At 62.7% G+C, this 18,825-nt stretch carries 17 protein-coding genes and 1 riboswitch; of the genes, 7 read left to right on the top strand and 10 right to left on the bottom strand.

The window, feature by feature from the left end; translation table 11 throughout:
- Window positions 1-152: 152 nt before the first annotated feature.
- From AC0L16_RS16310 to AC0L16_RS16320, 3 genes are all read right to left on the bottom strand, one after another.
- A complete protein-coding gene (locus tag AC0L16_RS16310) occupies window positions 153-824 on the bottom strand; it encodes a L,D-transpeptidase (RefSeq protein ID WP_473621930.1) in 672 nt (223 codons plus the stop codon).
- A complete protein-coding gene (locus tag AC0L16_RS16315; RefSeq protein WP_473622056.1) occupies window positions 821-1,126 on the bottom strand; it encodes a peptidoglycan-binding domain-containing protein in 306 nt (101 codons plus the stop codon). Before AC0L16_RS16315 ends, AC0L16_RS16310 begins: the two co-directional genes overlap by 4 nt.
- A gap of 186 nt (window positions 1,127-1,312) precedes the next feature.
- Entirely contained in the window at window positions 1,313-2,302 is a 990-nt protein-coding gene (locus AC0L16_RS16320; protein WP_128169190.1) for a LysR family transcriptional regulator, read from the bottom strand.
- A gap of 334 nt (window positions 2,303-2,636) precedes the next feature.
- Between AC0L16_RS16320 and chvE the strand changes: the two genes are divergently transcribed.
- The 4 genes from chvE (at window position 2,637) to araD1 (ending at window position 7,902) form a co-directional block, all read left to right on the top strand.
- Window positions 2,637-3,701 (top strand): multiple monosaccharide ABC transporter substrate-binding protein, encoded by a 1,065-nt coding sequence (gene chvE / locus AC0L16_RS16325; protein ID WP_091600228.1) that lies wholly within the window; start codon window positions 2,637-2,639, stop codon window positions 3,699-3,701.
- A 99-nt stretch (window positions 3,702-3,800) separates the two neighbouring features.
- Window positions 3,801-5,333 carry a multiple monosaccharide ABC transporter ATP-binding protein gene (mmsA, locus tag AC0L16_RS16330; RefSeq protein WP_473621931.1) on the top strand — a complete coding sequence of 511 codons (1,533 nt, stop codon included), beginning with the start codon at window positions 3,801-3,803 and terminating at the stop codon, window positions 5,331-5,333.
- A complete protein-coding gene (gene mmsB, locus AC0L16_RS16335; RefSeq protein ID WP_128169181.1) occupies window positions 5,330-6,622 on the top strand; it encodes a multiple monosaccharide ABC transporter permease in 1,293 nt (430 codons plus the stop codon). Before mmsA ends, mmsB begins: the two co-directional genes overlap by 4 nt.
- 287 nt (window positions 6,623-6,909) lie before the next feature.
- Window positions 6,910-7,902 (top strand): AraD1 family protein, encoded by a 993-nt coding sequence (araD1, locus tag AC0L16_RS16340; protein ID WP_473621933.1) that lies wholly within the window; start codon window positions 6,910-6,912, stop codon window positions 7,900-7,902.
- A 212-nt stretch (window positions 7,903-8,114) separates the two neighbouring features.
- On the opposite strand, the gene AC0L16_RS16345 is transcribed toward araD1, so the two are convergent.
- Together AC0L16_RS16345 and AC0L16_RS16350 are read right to left on the bottom strand one after the other, a co-directional pair.
- Window positions 8,115-8,888, bottom strand: coding sequence for an ABC transporter substrate-binding protein (locus AC0L16_RS16345; protein ID WP_473621934.1), 774 nt, complete (start codon window positions 8,886-8,888; stop codon window positions 8,115-8,117).
- A 94-nt stretch (window positions 8,889-8,982) separates the two neighbouring features.
- On the bottom strand, window positions 8,983-10,077 hold the full coding sequence (locus tag AC0L16_RS16350; RefSeq protein WP_473621935.1) for a 2'-deoxycytidine 5'-triphosphate deaminase: 1,095 nt from the start codon (window positions 10,075-10,077) through the stop codon (window positions 8,983-8,985).
- Window positions 10,078-10,201: 124 nt separating this feature from the next.
- Window positions 10,202-10,279: riboswitch (SAM riboswitch) on the top strand.
- A gap of 73 nt (window positions 10,280-10,352) precedes the next feature.
- Here AC0L16_RS16350 and AC0L16_RS16355 point away from each other — a divergent pair.
- Window positions 10,353-11,543, top strand: a complete 1,191-nt coding sequence (locus AC0L16_RS16355; protein ID WP_473621936.1) for an O-succinylhomoserine sulfhydrylase — start codon at window positions 10,353-10,355, stop codon at window positions 11,541-11,543.
- Window positions 11,544-11,589: 46 nt separating this feature from the next.
- Here AC0L16_RS16355 and AC0L16_RS16360 read toward each other — a convergent pair whose 3' ends face one another.
- On the bottom strand, window positions 11,590-12,744 hold the full coding sequence (locus AC0L16_RS16360; protein WP_473621937.1) for a ceramide glucosyltransferase: 1,155 nt from the start codon (window positions 12,742-12,744) through the stop codon (window positions 11,590-11,592).
- A 251-nt stretch (window positions 12,745-12,995) separates the two neighbouring features.
- Here AC0L16_RS16360 and apaG point away from each other — a divergent pair, with 251 nt between their 5' ends.
- Complete coding sequence (gene apaG, locus AC0L16_RS16365; protein ID WP_023802187.1) at window positions 12,996-13,388, top strand: Co2+/Mg2+ efflux protein ApaG; 393 nt, start codon at window positions 12,996-12,998, stop codon at window positions 13,386-13,388.
- 80 nt (window positions 13,389-13,468) lie between these two features.
- Here the strand turns inward: apaG and AC0L16_RS16370 are convergent, their stop codons facing one another.
- The 3 genes from AC0L16_RS16370 to AC0L16_RS16380 form a co-directional block, all read right to left on the bottom strand.
- A complete protein-coding gene (locus AC0L16_RS16370) occupies window positions 13,469-14,503 on the bottom strand; it encodes an Hsp33 family molecular chaperone (protein WP_473621938.1) in 1,035 nt (344 codons plus the stop codon).
- A 123-nt stretch (window positions 14,504-14,626) separates the two neighbouring features.
- Window positions 14,627-15,538 (bottom strand): ornithine carbamoyltransferase, encoded by a 912-nt coding sequence (gene argF / locus AC0L16_RS16375; RefSeq protein WP_473621940.1) that lies wholly within the window; start codon window positions 15,536-15,538, stop codon window positions 14,627-14,629.
- A gap of 16 nt (window positions 15,539-15,554) precedes the next feature.
- Window positions 15,555-16,754 carry an acetylornithine transaminase gene (locus AC0L16_RS16380; RefSeq protein WP_473621941.1) on the bottom strand — a complete coding sequence of 400 codons (1,200 nt, stop codon included), beginning with the start codon at window positions 16,752-16,754 and terminating at the stop codon, window positions 15,555-15,557.
- Between the two features lie 355 nt (window positions 16,755-17,109).
- On the opposite strand from AC0L16_RS16380, the gene AC0L16_RS16385 reads away from it, so the two are divergent.
- Window positions 17,110-17,628, top strand: coding sequence for a GcrA family cell cycle regulator (locus AC0L16_RS16385; protein WP_473621943.1), 519 nt, complete (start codon window positions 17,110-17,112; stop codon window positions 17,626-17,628).
- Between the two features lie 109 nt (window positions 17,629-17,737).
- Here AC0L16_RS16385 and AC0L16_RS16390 read toward each other — a convergent pair whose 3' ends face one another.
- Window positions 17,738-18,745, bottom strand: coding sequence for a magnesium and cobalt transport protein CorA (locus AC0L16_RS16390; protein WP_473621944.1), 1,008 nt, complete (start codon window positions 18,743-18,745; stop codon window positions 17,738-17,740).
- Between the last annotated feature and the right edge of the window lie 80 nt (window positions 18,746-18,825).

Here is an 18,825-nt window from a genome sequence, read left to right on the forward strand (position 1 = left end):
GGCAAGGTCGGCAAGGTTGTCGAATCGACGGCAAAGCGAACCGAGGAAGCCATTCGCGATCGTTTGCCGGGGTCGTCGCACGGGTCTTCCACCACCTCGTAGCTCGCCACCGACCTGTAGGCCAGGTCCAGGTGGCTGGCAGGTCCGCTTTGCTACGGGGCAAGCTCGTCGACGGCACGGGCGATCTCGTCCTTGAACTCGACTTTTATGCCCGGCTGCACCATGGAGCCGAGATCTTCGACATCCCAATTGGTCAATCGGATGCAGCCATGCGAGAAGGTCGTGCCGATCTTGCCAGGTTCGGGCGTTCCGTGGATGCCGTAGCTTTCGATGGAGAGATCAATCCACACCGATCCCACGGGATTGTTCGGCCCGGCAGCGATGGTGAAGGGACGCTTGGTCTTGACTCCCTTGAAGGCAAAATCCGGATCGTAGTGATAGGTCGGATTGCGCACCACGCGCTTGACTTCCGCCGTGCCGCTTGGCGCCGGCTTTTCATCGCTGCCGATCGAGGCGGGGTAGACTGCGAGCCATTTGCCGGAAGGGTCGAGCGCGCGCACCAGGCGAGCGCCCTTGTCGACCTCAATGAGGGCTACGCCAGCGGGCGGATCGCCGCGGCCAACATCAGGCACGATCAAGGTCTTGCCCGGCCTCCTGAAGCCGGCGCCCGGATTGAGCATCCTGAGCAACTGTTCGCTGACATGGAAGCGCTCCGCCAGCTTCTCCACCACGTTGCGATAGGCGAGCCGCCGCAGGCGGGCCATCCTCTCCATGCGAGCCGGAATACGCCTGGTGAAGGGTCCACGCACGTCCTTGCGCGTCACCTCATAGTGACCAGCACCGGATCGGCGGAGGTTGCAGTGAGCTTGCTCCAGGTCTCCGCAGTGAGCTTGCCATCGGGTCGGAGTCCGTTCGCCTGCTGAAAGGCGCCGACTGCCTTGGCAAAGTTCTCTGAAAGGCGACCGTCGATCAGCCCCGGCGAGAAGCGGGCGCGATCCAAAAGAATCTGCGCCTTGAGCAGCGTCGGATCGACATCGTTCGGTTCGCCAGCGGTGAATTGGGCCTGATTGACGGTCGCCAAGTCCAGCTTGGCCGAACGCGCCCCGCCGCATGCGAAAGCAAGCATCGCGGCCAAGACGAGGAGAAGCCTGATCATCGATAGCCTCGCTGGGCCCTGCTACAGGAGCCCGCTTCTATGACGCGGCACGGCCCTGTGTGGTTCCTTCGCTCGGGCAATATTCTGAATTGAAGCGACATTTGCCGAAGAGCCGTAGCAGCGATAGCCGGGCAATGGATTGGCAATGGATCGCCGTCAGCCCACCTCTCTCAAAATGAAGTCGTGCAGCATCTTGGCCGCCGGCGACAGGACGCGATTTTTAACGGTGATCAGACTGTAAGGCCTGACCTCGATGTCGAATTCGGTCTGCACGACGTCGATGGCGCCGGCCAGCCCCTCGGGGTTCTGGATGAATTTCGCCACCTGGATCGACACCGGCGCGATGGCGTCCGACTGTGCGACCATGACCAAGGTGAGCAGCAGCGAGCTGGTGTTGAGGATGCGGTCCGGCAGCGCGATGTTGCGGTTCAGGAAATTGCTCTCCATCGCCTGACGCAGCGGCGAGCCGCCCGACTGGAAAACCCAGTCATAGGCGGCGGTCTCCTCCAGCCGCACCGCCTTGCCCTTGGCCAGCGGGTGGCCGCGGCGCACGATGAGGCAGGCTTTCTCGACGCCGATGACGCGGGCCTCGAACAGCCGTGGATTGAGGTCCTCGGGGATGCGCGCGATGATGAAATCGTGACGTGTGGCGATCAGTTCGCGCGCCAGCACATTGGAGGTCTCGACCTGCATGGTGATCTCGATACGCGGATAGATGCGCCGGATTTCGCGGATCGCCGGCACGGCGAGCTCGATTGCAGGGGCCGTCACCGCGCCCAGGAACACCGAGCCGCCCTTGCCCGCCTTGAGCTCGGATATCTCGCGGTCGACCTCACGCATCTCGAGCAGGATCGAACGCGCGCGCCTCGCCAACGCCTTGCCATAGGGCGTCAGCGTGATGCCACGCGGCAGCCTCTCGCACAGCTTGACATCGAGCACCGCCTCCATCTCGGCGATCATGCGCGAGGCGGCGGGCTGGGAGATGTTCATGACCTGGGCTGCCGCGCTGACCCGGCCATGGTCGTCGAGGGCTGCGATCATGCGCATGTGGCGCAGACTGAGGCCGCTGCGCAGCAAAGTCTCACTCCTGCCGGGACGTTCCCCATAACCCTCTGAAAGTCCGCCAAAATCCCGTAGCGCCGCCATGATGTCGGTTTGCTCCTCGCTGGTGGCCGGCCGGCAATCCCGGTCCGATCTTTTGGCCACTTTGAATTCTTTTGGCCACTTTCAGTATACCAGTTTGGGTATAGCAACTACCAAAGATCGCATTTGACAGTTATGGCAAAGCGCCACACCTTTGCGCGTCCTGAAACCTGACCGTCGCCAGCGAGAAAAATCGCATCGTCCGGAACCAGAGTCTCAGGGCCGATTGGGAGGATACCGGAGATCGATATGGCGGCAGCGGCGCGTTTGGCGCTCCTGCACGATCGCGCGGCCCACGAAACCCAGGGTGCGCGTCCATCAACCAGGGAGAGTTAATGTGAAGATCATCAAGACACTGGCCGCCGTCGCGGCCCTTAGCATCGCGGCCATGACGGTCCCGGCGCAGGCAGGCGAAGGCCTCATCGGCGTGCTGATGCCGACCAAGACCTCGCAGCGCTGGATCAACGACGGCGACGCCGTCAAGTCCCAGCTCGAGGCTCTGGGCTACACTGTCGACCTGCAATATGCGCAGGACGACATCCCCAATCAGCTCAGCCAGCTGGAAAACGAAATCACCAAGGGCCCAAAGGCGCTGATCATCGCCTCGATCGACGGCACCACCTTGTCGGACGCGCTGCAAAAGGCGGCTGACGCCGGCGTCGTCGTCGTCGCCTATGACCGACTGATCAAGAAGACCCCGAATGTCGACTACTACACCACGTTCGACAATTTCGGCGTCGGCGTCATCCAGGCAAAATCGCTGCTCAAGGGCCTCGGCTATCCCGAGAACAAGGGTCCGTTCAACGTCGAGCTGTTCGGCGGCTCGCCCGACGACAACAACGCCTTCTTCTTCTACGACGGCGCCATGTCCGTTCTGCAGCCGCTGATCGACGACAAGACCCTCGTCGTGAAGTCCGGCCAGATGGGCATGGACAAGGTCGGCACGCTGCGCTGGCTGGCAGCCACCGCCCAGGCCCGCATGGACAATCTGCTCTCCGCCCACTACTCGGATGGCAGCCGCGTCGATGGCGTGCTCTCGCCTTATGACGGCCTGTCGCGCGGCATCATCGCCTCGCTGCGCGCCGTTGGTTACGGCACGGCCGATCAGCCATGGCCAATCGTCACCGGCCAGGATGCCGAGACCGCTTCGGTCAAGGCGATCATCGCCGGCGAGCAGTACTCGACCGTGTTCAAGGACACCCGCGAACTCGCCAAGGCGACGGTCGAGCTCGTCGACAAGGTGCTCTCGGGCGGCAAGCCCGAAGGCCTCGACACCAAGACCTATAACAACGACGTCAAGGTCGTCCCCTCGATCCTGCTGACGCCGCATGAGGTCGACAAGTCGAACTACCAGGCCTTGGTGGTCGATTCCGGCTACATCAAGGCCGAAGAGCTGAAGTAACCGCAGGCGTAAAACCCGGGGTCCTGCGTAACGCAGGGCCCCGCTTCGTCAGTGAACGACCCCGGTATGTTTCCGGACCTCGCAGGAGTTGTATTCACGATGGCCTCGACGATTTTGGAGATGCGCGACATCACCAAGACGTTTCCCGGCGTCAAGGCGCTTTCGAATGTCAACCTCAGCGTCGAGGAAGGCGAGATCCACGCCGTGGTCGGCGAGAACGGCGCCGGCAAATCGACACTGATGAAGGTGCTGTCGGGCGTATATCCAGCCGGCACCTATGACGGCGAAATCGTCTATCGCGGCGATGAGTGCCATTTCAAAGGCATCCACGACAGCGAGCGCCGCGGCATCGTCATCATCCACCAGGAACTCGCGCTGGTGCCGATGCTGTCGATCGCCGAAAACATCTTCCTCGGCAACGAACACGCCAGCTACGGCATCATCGACTGGAACGCCAACGAGACGCGCACCAGCGCTCTGCTCAAGAAGGTGGGCCTCAAGGAAGACCCCAAGACGCTGATTACCAATATCGGCGTCGGCAAGCAGCAACTGGTCGAGATCGCCAAGGCGCTCAGCAAGGAAGTGCAGTTGCTGATCCTCGACGAGCCGACGGCGAGCCTGTCCGAAAAGGACAGCCAGGCGCTGCTCGACCTGCTGCTCGAATTCAAGCGGCAGGGCATCACCTCGATCCTGATCTCGCACAAGCTCAACGAAATCAACCGGGTCGCCGACAAGGTCACGATCATCCGCGACGGGCGGACGATCGAGACGCTGGCGAAGAAGGACATCTCGGAAGACCGCATCATCACCTCGATGGTCGGCCGCTCGCTGGACGACCGTTATCCGTCGCGCGAGCCTGACATCGGTGAGATCGTGCTCCAGGTGAAGAACTGGTCGGTCTATCATCCGATCCATGCCGAGCGGCAAGTGATCAAGGGTATCGATATCGACGTCCGCAAGGGCGAGGTGGTGGGTATCGCCGGGCTGATGGGCGCCGGACGCACCGAATTCGCGATGAGCCTGTTCGGCCGCTCCTATGGCCGCGGCATCACGGGCGAGGTGCTGCTCAAGGGCAAGCCCATCGATGTCTCCTCTGTCAGCAATGCAGTGGAACACGGCATTGCTTACGTCACCGAAGACCGCAAGACCTACGGTCTCAACCTGATCGATCATATCAAGCACAACATCACGCTGGCCAATCTTCCCGGCGTGTCGCGCCATAGCGTGATCGACGACATGCGCGAGCTCGCCGTCGCCAACGACTACAAGGCCAAGACCAACATCCGCTCGTCCAGTGTTTATCAGATGACCGGTAATCTGTCGGGCGGCAATCAACAGAAGGTGGTGCTGTCGAAGTGGCTGTTCGCCAATCCGGAGGTGCTGATCCTCGACGAGCCGACGCGCGGCATCGACGTTGGCGCCAAGTATGAAATCTACACGATCATCGCGCGGCTCGCCTCGGAGGGTAAGGCGATCATCGTCATCTCGTCTGAGATGCCCGAACTGCTCGGCATCACCGACCGTATCTATGTCATGAACGAAGGACGTATCGTCGGCGAAATGGCGGCGAGTGATGCCAGCCAGGAAAAGATCATGCGCGCCATCGTTCGCGGAGAAGGAAAAGCATCATGAGCACCGAAAGCGGTCCCGTCCCGAAAAGCGGCGTCGCCGAAGATGTGCAGCAAGGGCCGCGCATCGCTGTCTCGGCGCTGGTCACCAACCTGCGCGAATACGGCCTGATCCTGGCGCTTATCGCCATCATGGTGTTCTTCCAGTACACGACGTCCGGAACGCTGTTCAAGCCGGTCAACTTGAGCAACCTGGTGCAGCAGAACAGCTTCATCATCGTGATGGCGCTGGGCATGCTTCTGGTGATCGTCTCCGGCCATATCGATCTCAGCGTCGGCTCCGTCGCCGGTTTCATCGGCGCGCTGGCGGCGATGATGATGGTCATCTGGCCTCTCGGCCCTTTCAGCAATCCGCTGGTGGTGTCGATCATCTGCCTGATCGTCGGTGGTGCAATCGGCGCGGCACAAGGCTACTGGATTGCCTATCACCGAATACCGAGCTTCATCGTCACGCTGGCGGGGATGCTGATCTTCCGCGGCATCTGCCAGGCGCTGCTGGGCGGCGGGTCTTCCGTGGGGCCGCTTCCGGTCGGCTTCAAGGCGCTCAGTTCCGGCTTCATTCCCGACGTGATCGGCTCATTGACGCTGATACCGCCGGTGGTGAACGCCGCCGGCAAGACAATCGTCGGCAGCGGCCTGACGCTGCACATGACGACGATCGTGCTCGGCATCGTCGCCGTGGTCGCCTATGCTTATTTCGGGCTCAGGGCACGGCGCAGCCGCGAGCGGCACGGCTACGAAGCCGAGCCCTTCTCGCTGTTCGTCGTCAAGACCCTGGTGACCAGCGCCCTGGCGCTGTTTCTGGTCTACCAATTCGCCACCTACAGGGGCCTGCCAATCGTTCTCGTGGTGATGGGCGTGCTGATCGCGCTGTTCGTCTTCGTCACCAAACGCATGACGGTCGGCCGCCGCATCTACGCAATGGGCGGCAATGCCAAGGCGGCACAGCTATCGGGCATCAAGACCGAGCGGCTGACCCTGATGGTGTTCATCAATATGGGCGTGCTCTCGGCGCTCGGCGGGCTGATTATCGCGGCGCGCCTTGGTCAGGCGGTGCCGGCGGCCGGGCTCGGCAGCGAGCTCGACGTCATCGCCGCTGTGTTCATCGGCGGCGCTTCGGCGATGGGCGGCGTCGGTCAGGTGGTTGGCGCGGTGGTCGGCGGTTTCATCATGGGCGTCATGAACAACGGCATGTCGATCATGGGCGTCAATGTCGATTGGCAACAGGTGGTCAAAGGCCTGGTGCTGCTCGGCGCCGTGGTCTTCGACGTCTACAACAAGAACAAGGCTTGAGGGCGAGGGAACTCATGCATGTCGCCAAACGTGTGCAGCGTGTTGGGACAACGGCATGCATGAAAGCAAGGATTAAAGCGGGCCCCGTTTCAAACGCGGCGCGCTTGTAGGAGGCACGGGTCACATCGCGGCGCTGCCGGGCGGCGCAAGGAAGTCCCCCCTGGGGACCGGGCCCGCGAGCGCAATCCGGACGAAGAATTTCACCCGTGGCGCGGATACCGTCCGAGCTGCGCCAGGAGAAGCTTGCCAGACCGGCAGGCGGCAAGGCAATTGAGAGAGGGTACGTCATGCTGATTTCCCAAATCCTCGATGAGGCGGAGACCATCCGCGTCGTCGCCCGCAACGGCGGCAAGACCAGGATCATCAACGGCGCCCGCAGCGTCTATTCGCTGGCCATGGAGGCCGCGCGCACCGGCACCGGGCTCGTCGCCCTCATCGAGCGCAAGGGTTTTGGCGAAGCGGTCGACCTCGATGCCGCCTACAAGAAGGGGCGGCTGTTGTCGCCGATCAACCATCCAGACCCGGCGCATCTCCACCTCACCGGCACCGGGCTGACACATCTCGGCTCCGCCGCGACCCGCGATTCCATGCACAAGAAGCTCAGCAGCGATGGCGAAGAGCAGCTCACCGATTCCATGAAGATGTTCCGCATGGGGCTGGAGGGCGGCAAACCGGCCAAGGGCCAGACCGGCGTGCAGCCGGAATGGTTCTACAAGGGCAACGGCACCATGGCAGTGGCGCCAGGTGCGGCACTTCTGTCGCCCGCCTTCGCCGAGGATGCCGGCGAGGAGCCGGAAGTCGCCGGCATCTATGTCATCGGTGACGACGGCGTCCCGTTCCGCGTCGGCTTCACGCTGTCAAACGAGTTCTCCGATCACGTCACCGAGCGCGTGAATTATCTTTTCCTCGCGCATTCCAAGCTGCGCAACGCTTCGTTCGGACCGGAGATCCTGATCGGCGACCTGCCGTCCGACGTCAGGGGTTCCTCGCGCATCCTGCGCGACGGCCAGCTGCTGTGGGAAAAACCGTTCCTGTCGGGCGAGGCGAACATGTCGCACACCATCGCCAATCTCGAACATCACCACTTCAAATATTCGGCCTTCCGCCAGCCGGGCGACGTGCATGTGCACATGTTCGGCACCGCGACATTGTCCTTCGCCGACGGCGTCAGGACCGAGGCCGGCGACGTCTTCGAGATCGAGGCCAGGGATTTCGGCCTGCCGCTGCGCAACCCGCTTGAAATCGAGCAGCCGGTGAAGGTGGCGGTGAAGGCGCTTTGAACGGTCATTGACGGCGTGATCTCCCCCCTTGTGGGGGAGATGGCCGGCAGGCCAGAGGGGGGCGCTGTCCCGCCAGCGTCTCAAAACGAATAATTATGCCTCAGGTTGCCGCAGGTTGCCGCAAGGTGCCTGCCAAGTTGGTGATCCTTCGCGCCCCCCTCTGCCCTGCCGGGCATCTCCCCCACGAGGGGGGAGATTGGCAGCTCGACCTCTCAATAAATATCGAAATCGAAATATTTGGCCTGGATCTTCTTGTAGGTGCCGTCGGCGACGATCGCGTCGATCGCGGCGTTGAGCTTTTCGCGCAGCGCATTGTCTTCCTTGCGCACGGCGATGCCGGCTTCGGTCTCCGTGCCCTTGACGTCGCCGACCATCTTGCAGCAGCCGTCGCTCGATTTCTTCATCCAGTCCATCAGCACGAATTTGTCTGAAAGGACGGCATCGAGACGGCCGTTCATCAGGTCGGCGACCGCCTCCTCCTGGGTCGGGTAGAGCTTCGCCTCGGCGCCTGCCTTGCTATAGACATCCTGGGCATAGTCGGCCTGGGTGGTCGAAGCCTGCGCGCCGACTATCTTGCCGGCGAGTGCCGCCGGTTCGGTCGAGGCAATATCGCTGTCCTTCAGGGCCACCAGCGAAAGCGGCGTCGTATAGTATTTGTTGGTGAAGGAGACCTGTTTCTTGCGCTCCTCGGTGATGCTCATGGACGCGATGATGGCGTCGAATTTTTTGGCCTGGAGCGCCGGGATCATGCCGTCCCAGTCCTGCGTGACAAGTTCGCATTCGACCTTCATCTGAGCGCAAAGCGCATTGGTGATGTCGATGTCGAAGCCGACGAGCTTGCCATCCGCGGTGATGGTGTTGAACGGCGGATAGGCGCCTTCAGTGGCGATCTTCAATTTTTCCTGTGCTTGCGCCGACAGGGACCCGGCTGACATCGCCAGCATGACGGCTGTTGCTGCCGATGCGATCCATCTTGAAATCTGCATTTTTTGTTCCCCTTGTTCCAACCGTATTGACGGCTAAGACAGCCAAGCACGACCCGGTAAGGTCAGGCAAGCATGGTCTGATCATAGCGGGCGATTAGCGCGCCGCGCGAAAATGCTTGGACAGTTTCAGGCCCTGTGCCTGATAGTTCGAGCCGAGATCTGTGCCGTAGAGTGCCTGCGGCCGCTTCAGCATGTGCTCGTAGACCAGCCGTCCGACGATCTGGCCGTGATCGAGGATGAACGGCACTTCGTGGCTGCGCACCTCGAGCACGGCCCGGCTGCCGGTGCCGCCCGACGCCGAATGGCCGAAACCAGGATCGAAGAAACCGGCATAGTGGACGCGGAATTCGCCGACCAGCGGATCGAAGGGCGTCATCTCGGCGGCATAGAGCGGCGGCACATGCACCGCTTCCTGGCTGACGAGGATATAAAATTCGTCCGGATCGAGCACCAGTTCGCCGGCACCGCTCTTATAGAGCGGCTCCCAGAAATCGACGACATCCTGCGCGGCGCGCTTATCGACATCGACCAGGCCGGTGTGGTGCTTGCCGCGGTAGCCGACCAGCCCGTCCTTGTCGCCATCGAGGTCGATCGACAGTGCGATGCCGCCGCCGGAAATGTTCGGCGGCTCGGTGGCGACGAGCGTCTCGGCACGATGCAATTCGTGCAGCTCGCTTTCCGACAAAAGCGCATTGCCGGTACGGAACCGGATCTGCGACAGCCGCGAGCCGGCGCGGACGACGATCGGAAAGGTGCGCGGGCTGACTTCGAGATAGAGCGCGCCGTTGTAGCCGGCAGCGATCTTGTCGAACTCGTGGCCGCGATCGGTCATCACCCGGGTGAAGATGTCGAGCCGTCCGGTCGAGCTCTTCGGGTTGGCCGAGGCGGAAATGCTTGCCGGAAGCGCCAGGCTCTCGAGCAGCGGCACGATATAGACGCAGCCCGTCTCCAATACCGCACCATCGGCGAGATTGATTTCGTGCAGCTTAAGGCGGTCGAGTTTTTCAGCAACCCTGTGGTTGGGGCCGGGCAGGAAGGAGGCGCGCACCCGCCAGGCCTTGTCGCCAAGCCTGAGGTCGAGGCTGGCCGGCTGGACCTGGTCGGAGTCGAGCGCGCGCTCTGACTTCAGCGCGCCCGACTGGTACAGCGCGGAAATATCCTGATCCGGAAGAATGCCTGTCTGCCGCAAAGTCTGGCTCCGCTCGAAGGCCGGGCGTGTCTCGTCTTGTCGCAGGTCCTTGCCGCGGAACCCGCTGGTACAAACCTCTTAATCATGCCGGCAATTGACGCAAGCGCGGTGCAGGTCTAAAGGATCGTTATCCCGTGGTGATTTGGCCGGTCGGCTTGCAGCCACGTTAAACAAGTCGCTAAAGGACCGTCGGGCCGAAAGGCCGTATGGACCGGTTGCGACTTTCGCGGCCGGTTTTTTTGTGTTTGGACCATTTTTGTGTTTGGAACAAGGTGATGACGAGCAACACGCGCAACTGGAAGCCTCAGACCGCCCTCGTGCATGCAGGAACGCTGCGTTCCGGCTTCGGCGAGACCTCCGAGGCGATGTATCTCACGCAAGGCTATGTCTACGACACGGCGCAGGCGGCGGAAGCCCGCTTCAAGGGCGAGGAACCGGGCTTCATCTATTCGCGCTATGCCAATCCGACGGTCGACATGTTCGAGAAGCGCATGTGTGCGCTGGAAGGCGCCGAAGATGCCCGCGCCACCGCATCCGGCATGGCGGCGGTGACAGCGGCGTTGCTGTGCAGTGCCCGGGCCGGCGACCACATCGTGGCGGCGCGCGCGCTGTTTGGCTCCTGTCGCTGGGTGGTCGAGACGCTGGCGCCGAAATACGGCATCGAGGCGACGCTGGTCGACGGCACCGAAATCGCCAATTGGGAAAAGGCGGTCAGGCCCAACACCAAGTTGTTCTTCCTTGAAAGCCCGACCAATCCAACCCTGGAGGTCGTCGACATCGCAGCCGTAGCCTCGCTTGCCGATTCAATCGGCGCGCGGCTGATCGTCGACAACGTCTTTGCCACGCCCTTGCAGCAGAAGCCGTTGCAGCTCGGCGCCCATATCGTCGTCTATTCGGCGACCAAGCACATCGACGGCCAGGGGCGCTGCCTCGGCGGCATCATCCTGTCGGACAAGAAGTGGATCGACGAGAATTTGCACGACTACTTCCGCCACACCGGTCCCAGCCTATCGCCCTTCAATGCCTGGACGCTGCTGAAGGGCCTTGAGACGCTGCCGCTGCGCGTGCGCCAGCAGACGGAAAGTGCCGGCCGGATCGCTGACTTCCTCGCCGAGCGATCGGAAATTGTCCGCGTCATCTATCCCGGCCGCGCCGATCACCCGCAGGCGGCGGTCGTCAAGAAGCAGATGTCGGGCGGCTCAACGCTGATCTGCCTCGACGTCAAGGGCGGCAAGCAGGCCGCCTTCGCCTTCCAGAACGCGCTCGATGTCGTGCTGATCTCCAACAATCTCGGTGACGCCAAGAGCCTGATCACCCATCCGGCAACGACGACACACAAGAATCTGAGCGACGAGGCGCGGGCCGAACTTGGCATCGGGCCAGGCACGCTCAGGCTGTCCGTCGGACTGGAGGACACCGACGACCTGCTCGAAGACATCGAGCAGGCCTTGAAAGCCGCTGGATAGGGATACGCGCCGAAGCGCTGCGCTCTGATCTGCAAAGCAGGCGCGGTCAGGCGCCCGACGGCGTCTCTTCCAATTCCGCAACGGCGCCGGTGTGGATGGTCATCGTGTTGCCGCGCCAGTCGACGGCACCGCTGAGCCAGCCGCGCACCCAGATGGCGGGAAGCATCACGTCCCGCGCAACCATCGCCGGGATCATGCGCAGCGACAGGTGCCAGCCCTTGGCCGAGGCGAGAGCGCATTCCGGCAGATAGGCGACGATCAGCACGGCGATGGCGGTAGCCGGCAGGCTGAAGCCGCTGCCTACTGCCGCAACCAGCGCAAGCGCCAGCGGCGGCGCCGCTCCGATCAGGATCTCGGGCGCGAAGAACAGTGGGAAGGTGACGCGACGCAGGCGTGCCCAGCGGGCCTGGCGCGACCAGATTTCGCCAAATGTGCGCAAACCGAGCGGCTGCTCGAAGGGCGCGGCAACGAGATTGACGCGCAGTCCGAGCCCGTTGACCAGCTTGGTCGCAGCGGCATCCTCGGCAATCTCGGCAGCAAGCGCACGGATGCCGCCATTGGCGTCGAGCGAAGGCTTGTTCCACAGCATGCTCTTGCCCTGGGCAAAACCGAGGCCGAGCGCCTCGCCGGTATATTGCCAGCGCGCCTGCAGCGTGTTGAGGAAAGCGCATTCGACCTCCGCCCAGAACCCGTCCGGCCGCGAGCCGATCGGCGTCGAGCAGACGAGGCCGGTGTCCTGCCGCCATGCCGTCATCAGATGCTGGACATAGTCCCTCGGCATCAGGACGTTGGAATCGGCAAGGATGACCCAGTGGTGGCGCGCGGCCTCCCAGCCCTTCACGCAATTGTTGAGTTTCGGGTTGCCGCTGATGCGGTCGTCGCCGACCAGCAGCCGGGCCGGCACGGCCGCAAAGCGGGCGATCGCATTGGTGATCGGCCCGACCACCGGGTCGTCGGCATGGGCGACGCAGAAGATGAGCTCATAATGCGGCCAGTCGAGGGAGAAGGCGCGATCGAGCGTCTCCTCGGTAAACGGCTCGACGCCGCGCGACGGCACGACGATCGACACCGGCGGCGCCTTGCCGGCTGGCGGCGTGATCCTGCCATGCCGCTTCAGCTTCAACGAAGCGAGCAGGATGCTGGCGAGATTGACAACAAGCAGAGCTATGGAAAGCAAGGCGGCTGTGACTGTCAATTCCATAGGTACCTGGTCGCTCCAGAAACCGGCCGCATGAAAGCCGTCTCAATAATTCGACAGAATGCTGAGTCGCCCGGCACACCATCCCCGCCCTGCACACCATCATTGTCATGTGTCACTCAAATGACATTGTTGTTCGGCACCTGCACTCGACGGATTCGGGCAACGATGACAGGCACTGAACGGGGGACGCGCCCCGTTGACCAAACTGCGGTGAGCGTCGAATGTTCCGTCTGCATATTGTGGAGTGATTTATGTACAGCGCCGTCACGCGCGACATCGAAGTGCAGGTCAGGCCGTTCTATCTGGAAGATCGCTCCGACCCTTCGGAGAACCGCTATGTCTGGGGCTACCAGGTGACCATCGACAACCAGTCGGATGAATTCGTGCAGCTTCTGTCACGCTATTGGCAGATCACTGACGGCACCGGCCGGGTCGAGGAGGTGCGCGGCGCCGGCGTTGTCGGCGACCAGCCTGAACTCAATCCCGGCGATAGCTATCAGTACACGTCTGGCTGCCCACTCTCGACGCCATCCGGCATCATGGTCGGCCACTACACGATGCGCAACAAGCGGGGCGAGACGTTCGACGTCGCCATCCCCGCCTTTTCGCTCGACCTGCCGGGCACGCGGCGCACCGTCAACTGAGGCTCACTTGGGCTTCTCGCCCCTTTGCGTGGGGCGAGAAACCAAGCTCTGCGAAGGCACCGAGGCAGCACAGGTGCCCGCTATTGAGCCGCAGCAAATTCCGCCGGGTCGAAGTCATATTGCTTCGAGCAGAATTCGCAGGCGACGTGAATGCCGCCATCCTCGGTGCTGTCCCTGATCTCGTCGGCGGAGAAGCCTTCGAGAATGCCGCGGATCTTCTCCCTGGAGCACGAGCACCGGTCGGCTACCGGCACGCCGCCGAAGACGCGCACACCGTGCTCGTGGAACAGCCGGTAAAGCAACCGCTCGGCGCCGATCGTCGGGTCGATCAGTTCTGTCGGCTCGATGGTGCCAAGCAACGCGAGCAGCTCCTGCCAGGAATTGTCGGCCGGATAATGGATCTCCTCGCGCGGATCGCCGTCACCGCCCGGAAGGTCGGGTACGCGCATGCGTTCGGGCGATTGCGGCAGGAACTGCGCCAGGATGCCACCGGCGCGCCATTGCTCGCGGGCACCGCCGATGCCGGGCGTCAACAGCTTGGCCACCGAAAGCCTGAGATCGGTCGGGATCTGCTCCGACTGCCGGAAATAGGTGCGGGCGGCCTCCTCCAGCGTCTCGCCGTCGAGCTGGACGATGCCCTGATAGCGCTGCGTGTGGGCGCCCTGGTCGATAGTCAGCGCCAGGACACCGCTGCCGAGCAGCGTCCGCTGCGAGGTCTCGCCGGCAGACGTCAGTGCCTCCAGCCGGTCGGCGTCGAAGCGGGCATAGGCGCGCAGCGCATGCGGCGTGGAAAAATCCGCCACCAGCATGTCGACCGGCCCGTCGGTGCGGGTCTGCAGGATGAACTTGCCTTCGAATTTGAGCGAGGTGCCGAGCAGCACCGTCAGCACGCAGGCTTCTGCCAGCAGGCGGGCGACCGGCTCGGGATAGTCATGACGGCTGAGGATCGCGTCGAGCATCGGCCCGAGCTGGACGGTGCGGCCGCGCACGTCGAGCGGGCCGACCTCGAAGGGCACGACATGATCGTCGCCGGCGTAGCCGAATTCGCCGAGTTTGGGTTGATGTTCAGCCAATTGACGGGTTTCCAACATGACAAAGCTCCAGGGCGCGGCCATGCCGCCCTCCGGGGCGCATGCGTCGAAACGCGCTCGATTTGCGTGATGCGCCTGAGATAGGCATCACGCACTCCCGGATCAAGGCGGCCGGAATCATGGTGGTCCTGATCAAGGCGGCCCGGATCAAGCGCCGAGGCACCAAGCCAAAACCGCCTTCTGCGCGTGGAGCCGGTTCTCGGCCTCGTCGAACACTACCGAATGCGGGCCGTCGATGACTTCGTCGGTGACCTCCTCGCCGCGATGCGCCGGCAGGCAGTGCATGAACAACGCGTCGGGCTTTGCCTTCGCCATCAGTGCCGCATTGACCTGATAGGGTGAGAAGACATTGTGGCCGCGAGCACGGTGCTCCTGGCCCATCGACACCCAGCAATCGGTGACGACGCAGTCGGCGTCGTGGACGGCTTCCTCCGGCGAGCGGGTGAAGTTCAACATGCCGCCATGCGCTCTCGACCAGTCGACATGCTTCTGCGCCGGCTCGCTGCCTTCCGGCACGGCGACGTTGAGGTTGAAGCGGAACTGCGCCGAGGCCTCCAGCAGCGAATGCAACACGTTGTTGCCGTCGCCGGTCCAGGCGATGGTCTTGCCGGCGACCGGGCCGCGATGCTCCTCAAAGGTCATGATGTCGGCCATCAGCTGGCAGGGATGGGTATCGTCGGTCAGCCCATTGATGACGGGGACGGTGGCGTTCTCGGTCAGCTCCAGCAGGCGGTCATGCGATGTGGTGCGGATCATGATCGCGTCGACATAGCGCGACAGCACCTTGGCCGTGTCGGCGATGGTTTCGGAGCGGCCGAGCTGCATCTCCGCGCCGGTCAGCATGATGGTCTCGCCGCCGAGCTGACGCATGCCGACGTCGAAGGACACGCGCGTGCGCGTCGACGGCTTGTCGAAGATCATCGCCAGCACCTTGCCTTCAAGCGGTTTTGTCCGCTCGCCAGCCTTGAGCCTTGCCTTTCGCACGACGGCATCGTCCAGCATAAGGCGCAGATCGCCCTCGGAAACGGCGGAAAGATCGGTGAAATGGCGAAGGCTCATCTGGGTCTTCCGACTGTTATTTCGCCGCAGCCGCGGCGATGGCGTCCGACAGGCCCCGGGCGCCGGCGCGGATGCGGTCGAGCGCGTCATGGATCTCGGCGTCGGTGACGGTGAGCGGCGGCAGGAGGCGAAGAACGTTGTCGCCGGCCGGAACTGCCAGCAGATGCTGGTCGCGCAACGCCATGTTCACCTTGGTGTTGGGCGCGGCGCATTTCAGGCCGAGCATCAGGCCGCTGCCTCTGATGTCTTCGATGACATCGGGAAATTCGTCGGCGACACCCGCCAGCCCCTGCTTCAGCAGTAACGCCTTGCGCTGCACATCCTCCAGAAAACCATCTTCCAGCACGACGTCGAGCACGGCGTTGCCGACCGCCATCGCCAGCGGATTGCCGCCGAAAGTGGTGCCGTGCACGCCGGCGGTCATGCCGACGGCGGCCTCGTCGGTGGCGAGGCAGGCGCCCACCGGGAAGCCGCCGCCGATGCCCTTCGCGACCGCCATGATGTCGGGCGTGACGCCAGCCCATTCATGCGCGAACAGTTTTCCGGTGCGGCCGATGCCGCACTGGACCTCGTCGAAGATCAGCAGCAGATCATGCTGTTCGCAGAGCTGCCTCAGCCGCTTCAGCGACTGCGTCGGCACCGGGCGAATACCGCCCTCGCCCTGCACCGGCTCGATCAGGATCGCGGCGGTCTCTGATGTGATCGCCTTTTCGGCGGCGTCGATGTCGTCGAAGCCGACCTGGTCGAAACCTTCGACCTTGGGGCCGAAACCTTCCAGGTATTTGTACTGGCCGCCGGCGGCGATGGTCGCCAGCGTGCGGCCATGAAAGGCGCCTTCGAAGGTGATGATGCGAAAGCGCTCGGGATGGCCCTTGACGAAATGGTAGCGCCGCGCCGTCTTGATGGCGCATTCCAGCGCCTCGGCGCCGGAATTGGTGAAGAACACCTTGTCGGCGAAAGTTGCGTCGGCCAGCCGCTCGCCCAGACGGCTCTGCCCCGGAATCTCGTAGAGGTTGGAGACATGCCAGAGCTTGGCCGCCTGCTCGGTGAGTGCCGAGACCAGATGCGGATGGCTGTGGCCCAGCGAATTCACGGCAACGCCGCCGCCAAAATCGAGATATCGCTCGCCCTTGTCGGTGACCAGCCAGGTGCCTTCCCCGTGGTCGAAGGCCAAGGGTGCGCGGGTAAAGGTCTCGAAAAGCGCCGAACCGCTCATTATATGCGTCTCCGGAACCGGAAAATCAAAAAGCCGCCAAAGCGGCGGCCTTTGCGGCTTATCGTGTTTTTCGGCCATGAAGTCAACGAAAACGTCGCGCAAGGACGCGCGGCAAGCTCTCCAGCGGGACGCCGGCTCATCAGCGACCGGGCAAGTTGGGGAAAACCGAAAAAACCGATTCGTGTTGGCCCTCGGACTCTTGTCACCGAGTCAGCGCATAAGGTAATTGTAGGTCGAGAAATAACTAGATTTCGTGCGGCGGACCTAATCACCCGATATATGTGGTGTCTGCCCGGCGAAAGCCGGATCGTGGAAGGATTCCGATTGTCGCACATTTCAGCAGGAGCGCGGTCTCATGAATTGGACTGACGAGCGGGTCGAACTTCTTAGAAAATTGTGGTCGGAGGGGCTGAGCGCCAGCGCGATCGCCGCACAGCTTGGGGGTGTCAGCCGCAATGCCGTCATCGGCAAGGTGCATCGGCTGAAACTGTCGGGCCGCGGACGCGCGACTGCCGCGCCGGCACGCCAGAAGAAGAGCGTGCAGGGATCGACCGTGCAGAAATCGGTGTCGCGGGCGGCAAGCACTGCGCGGCATATCACCACGTCGATCGGCGCGACCGCGCTGCAGGCGCAATTCGACGCCGTACCGATGACGCGTCATTATGTCCGTCCGGTCGAGAACGTTGTCGTGCCGATCTCGCGACATCTGCAGCTCGTCGAATTGACCGAGCGGACATGCAAATGGCCGAATGGCGATCCGCTTTCGGAAGAGTTCCATTTCTGCGGCAACGACGCGGCCGAAACCGGACCCTATTGCAAGTATCACGCCCGCGTTGCGTTTCAGCCCGCTTCGGAGCGGCGGCGGAGTAGATAAGGGAATAGAGGAGTAGGGCAGTACGGGAGTAGGTAAAGATTTGTGAGTGCGACCCTTGGCAACGCACTACATACTCCCTTACTGCCCTACTCCCTTACTCCCTTCTCTTTCACAGCCAGCCGCTCTTGCGGAAGCGCCAGTAGAGAACCGAGCAGACCAAAATAATCGCTCCCAGAACGACCGGGTAGCCATATTCCATCCTAAGTTCCGGCATGTCGTTGAAGTTCATGCCGTAGATGCCTGCGAGCGCCGTCGGCACCGCCAGGATTGCAGCCCATGAGGCGAGCTTCTTGGTGATCGCCGTTTCCTGGCTCTGGCCAACCAGGAGGCTCGCCTCGAAGGCAAATGCGAGCACCTCCCGCAAGCTGTCGATCTTCTCCTGGACGGTGCGGATGTGGTCGGTGACGTCGCGGAACAGCGGGTGCATGGCTGCATGGATCTGCGGCAGGTCGGCGCTGGTCAGCCGGCGGCAGACTTCCACCAGCGGCAGCGCGGCGTTGCGCAGGCGCAAGAGATCGCGGCGCAGCATGTAGAGCCGCTCTATGTCGGAGCCGGTCATCGGCTTCAGCAGAACCCTGTCCTCGATCGCCTCGACCTCGTCCTCGATCTGCTCGAGCACCGGCATGTAGTTGTCGACGATGAAATCGAGAATGGCATAGAGGACGAAATCCTCGCCCTTGGCTAGCGAATGCGGGCAGCTTTCCCAATGCTGGCGAACGACGGCATAAGAAGTCGAGGGACCGTGCCTGACGCTGACGATGTAGCCGGTGCCGACGAACAGATGCGTCTCGCCGAAGGTGACGCGCCTGTCGATCAGTTGAGCCGTGCGGGCAACGATGAACAACGCATCGCCATATTGCTCGATCTTAGGCCGCTGATGCGGATGCTCGGCGTCCTCGATCGCCAGATCGTGCAGATGGAATTGCGCCTGGACGCGAAGCAACAGGTTGCGATCGGGCTCCAGCAGGCCGATCCAGACAACATGACCTGGCTTCTTGGCCCATTCGCCAGCTTCCTCGATCGGAATGTCGGCGACACGCCGGCCGGCGGTATAGACGCTGGAAGCGACGATGGCCGATGTCGGCGGGGCCGGCGTCAGGTTCCGAACGGTTTCCATCGCTACCTCCTGAAGGCATGGCCTCGGGTCAGGATCAGGAACGTTCGGTAATGCTTAGCCTAAATCAGCAATGGGTTCGA

Source organism: Mesorhizobium sp. WSM4848 (genome assembly GCF_055811375.1).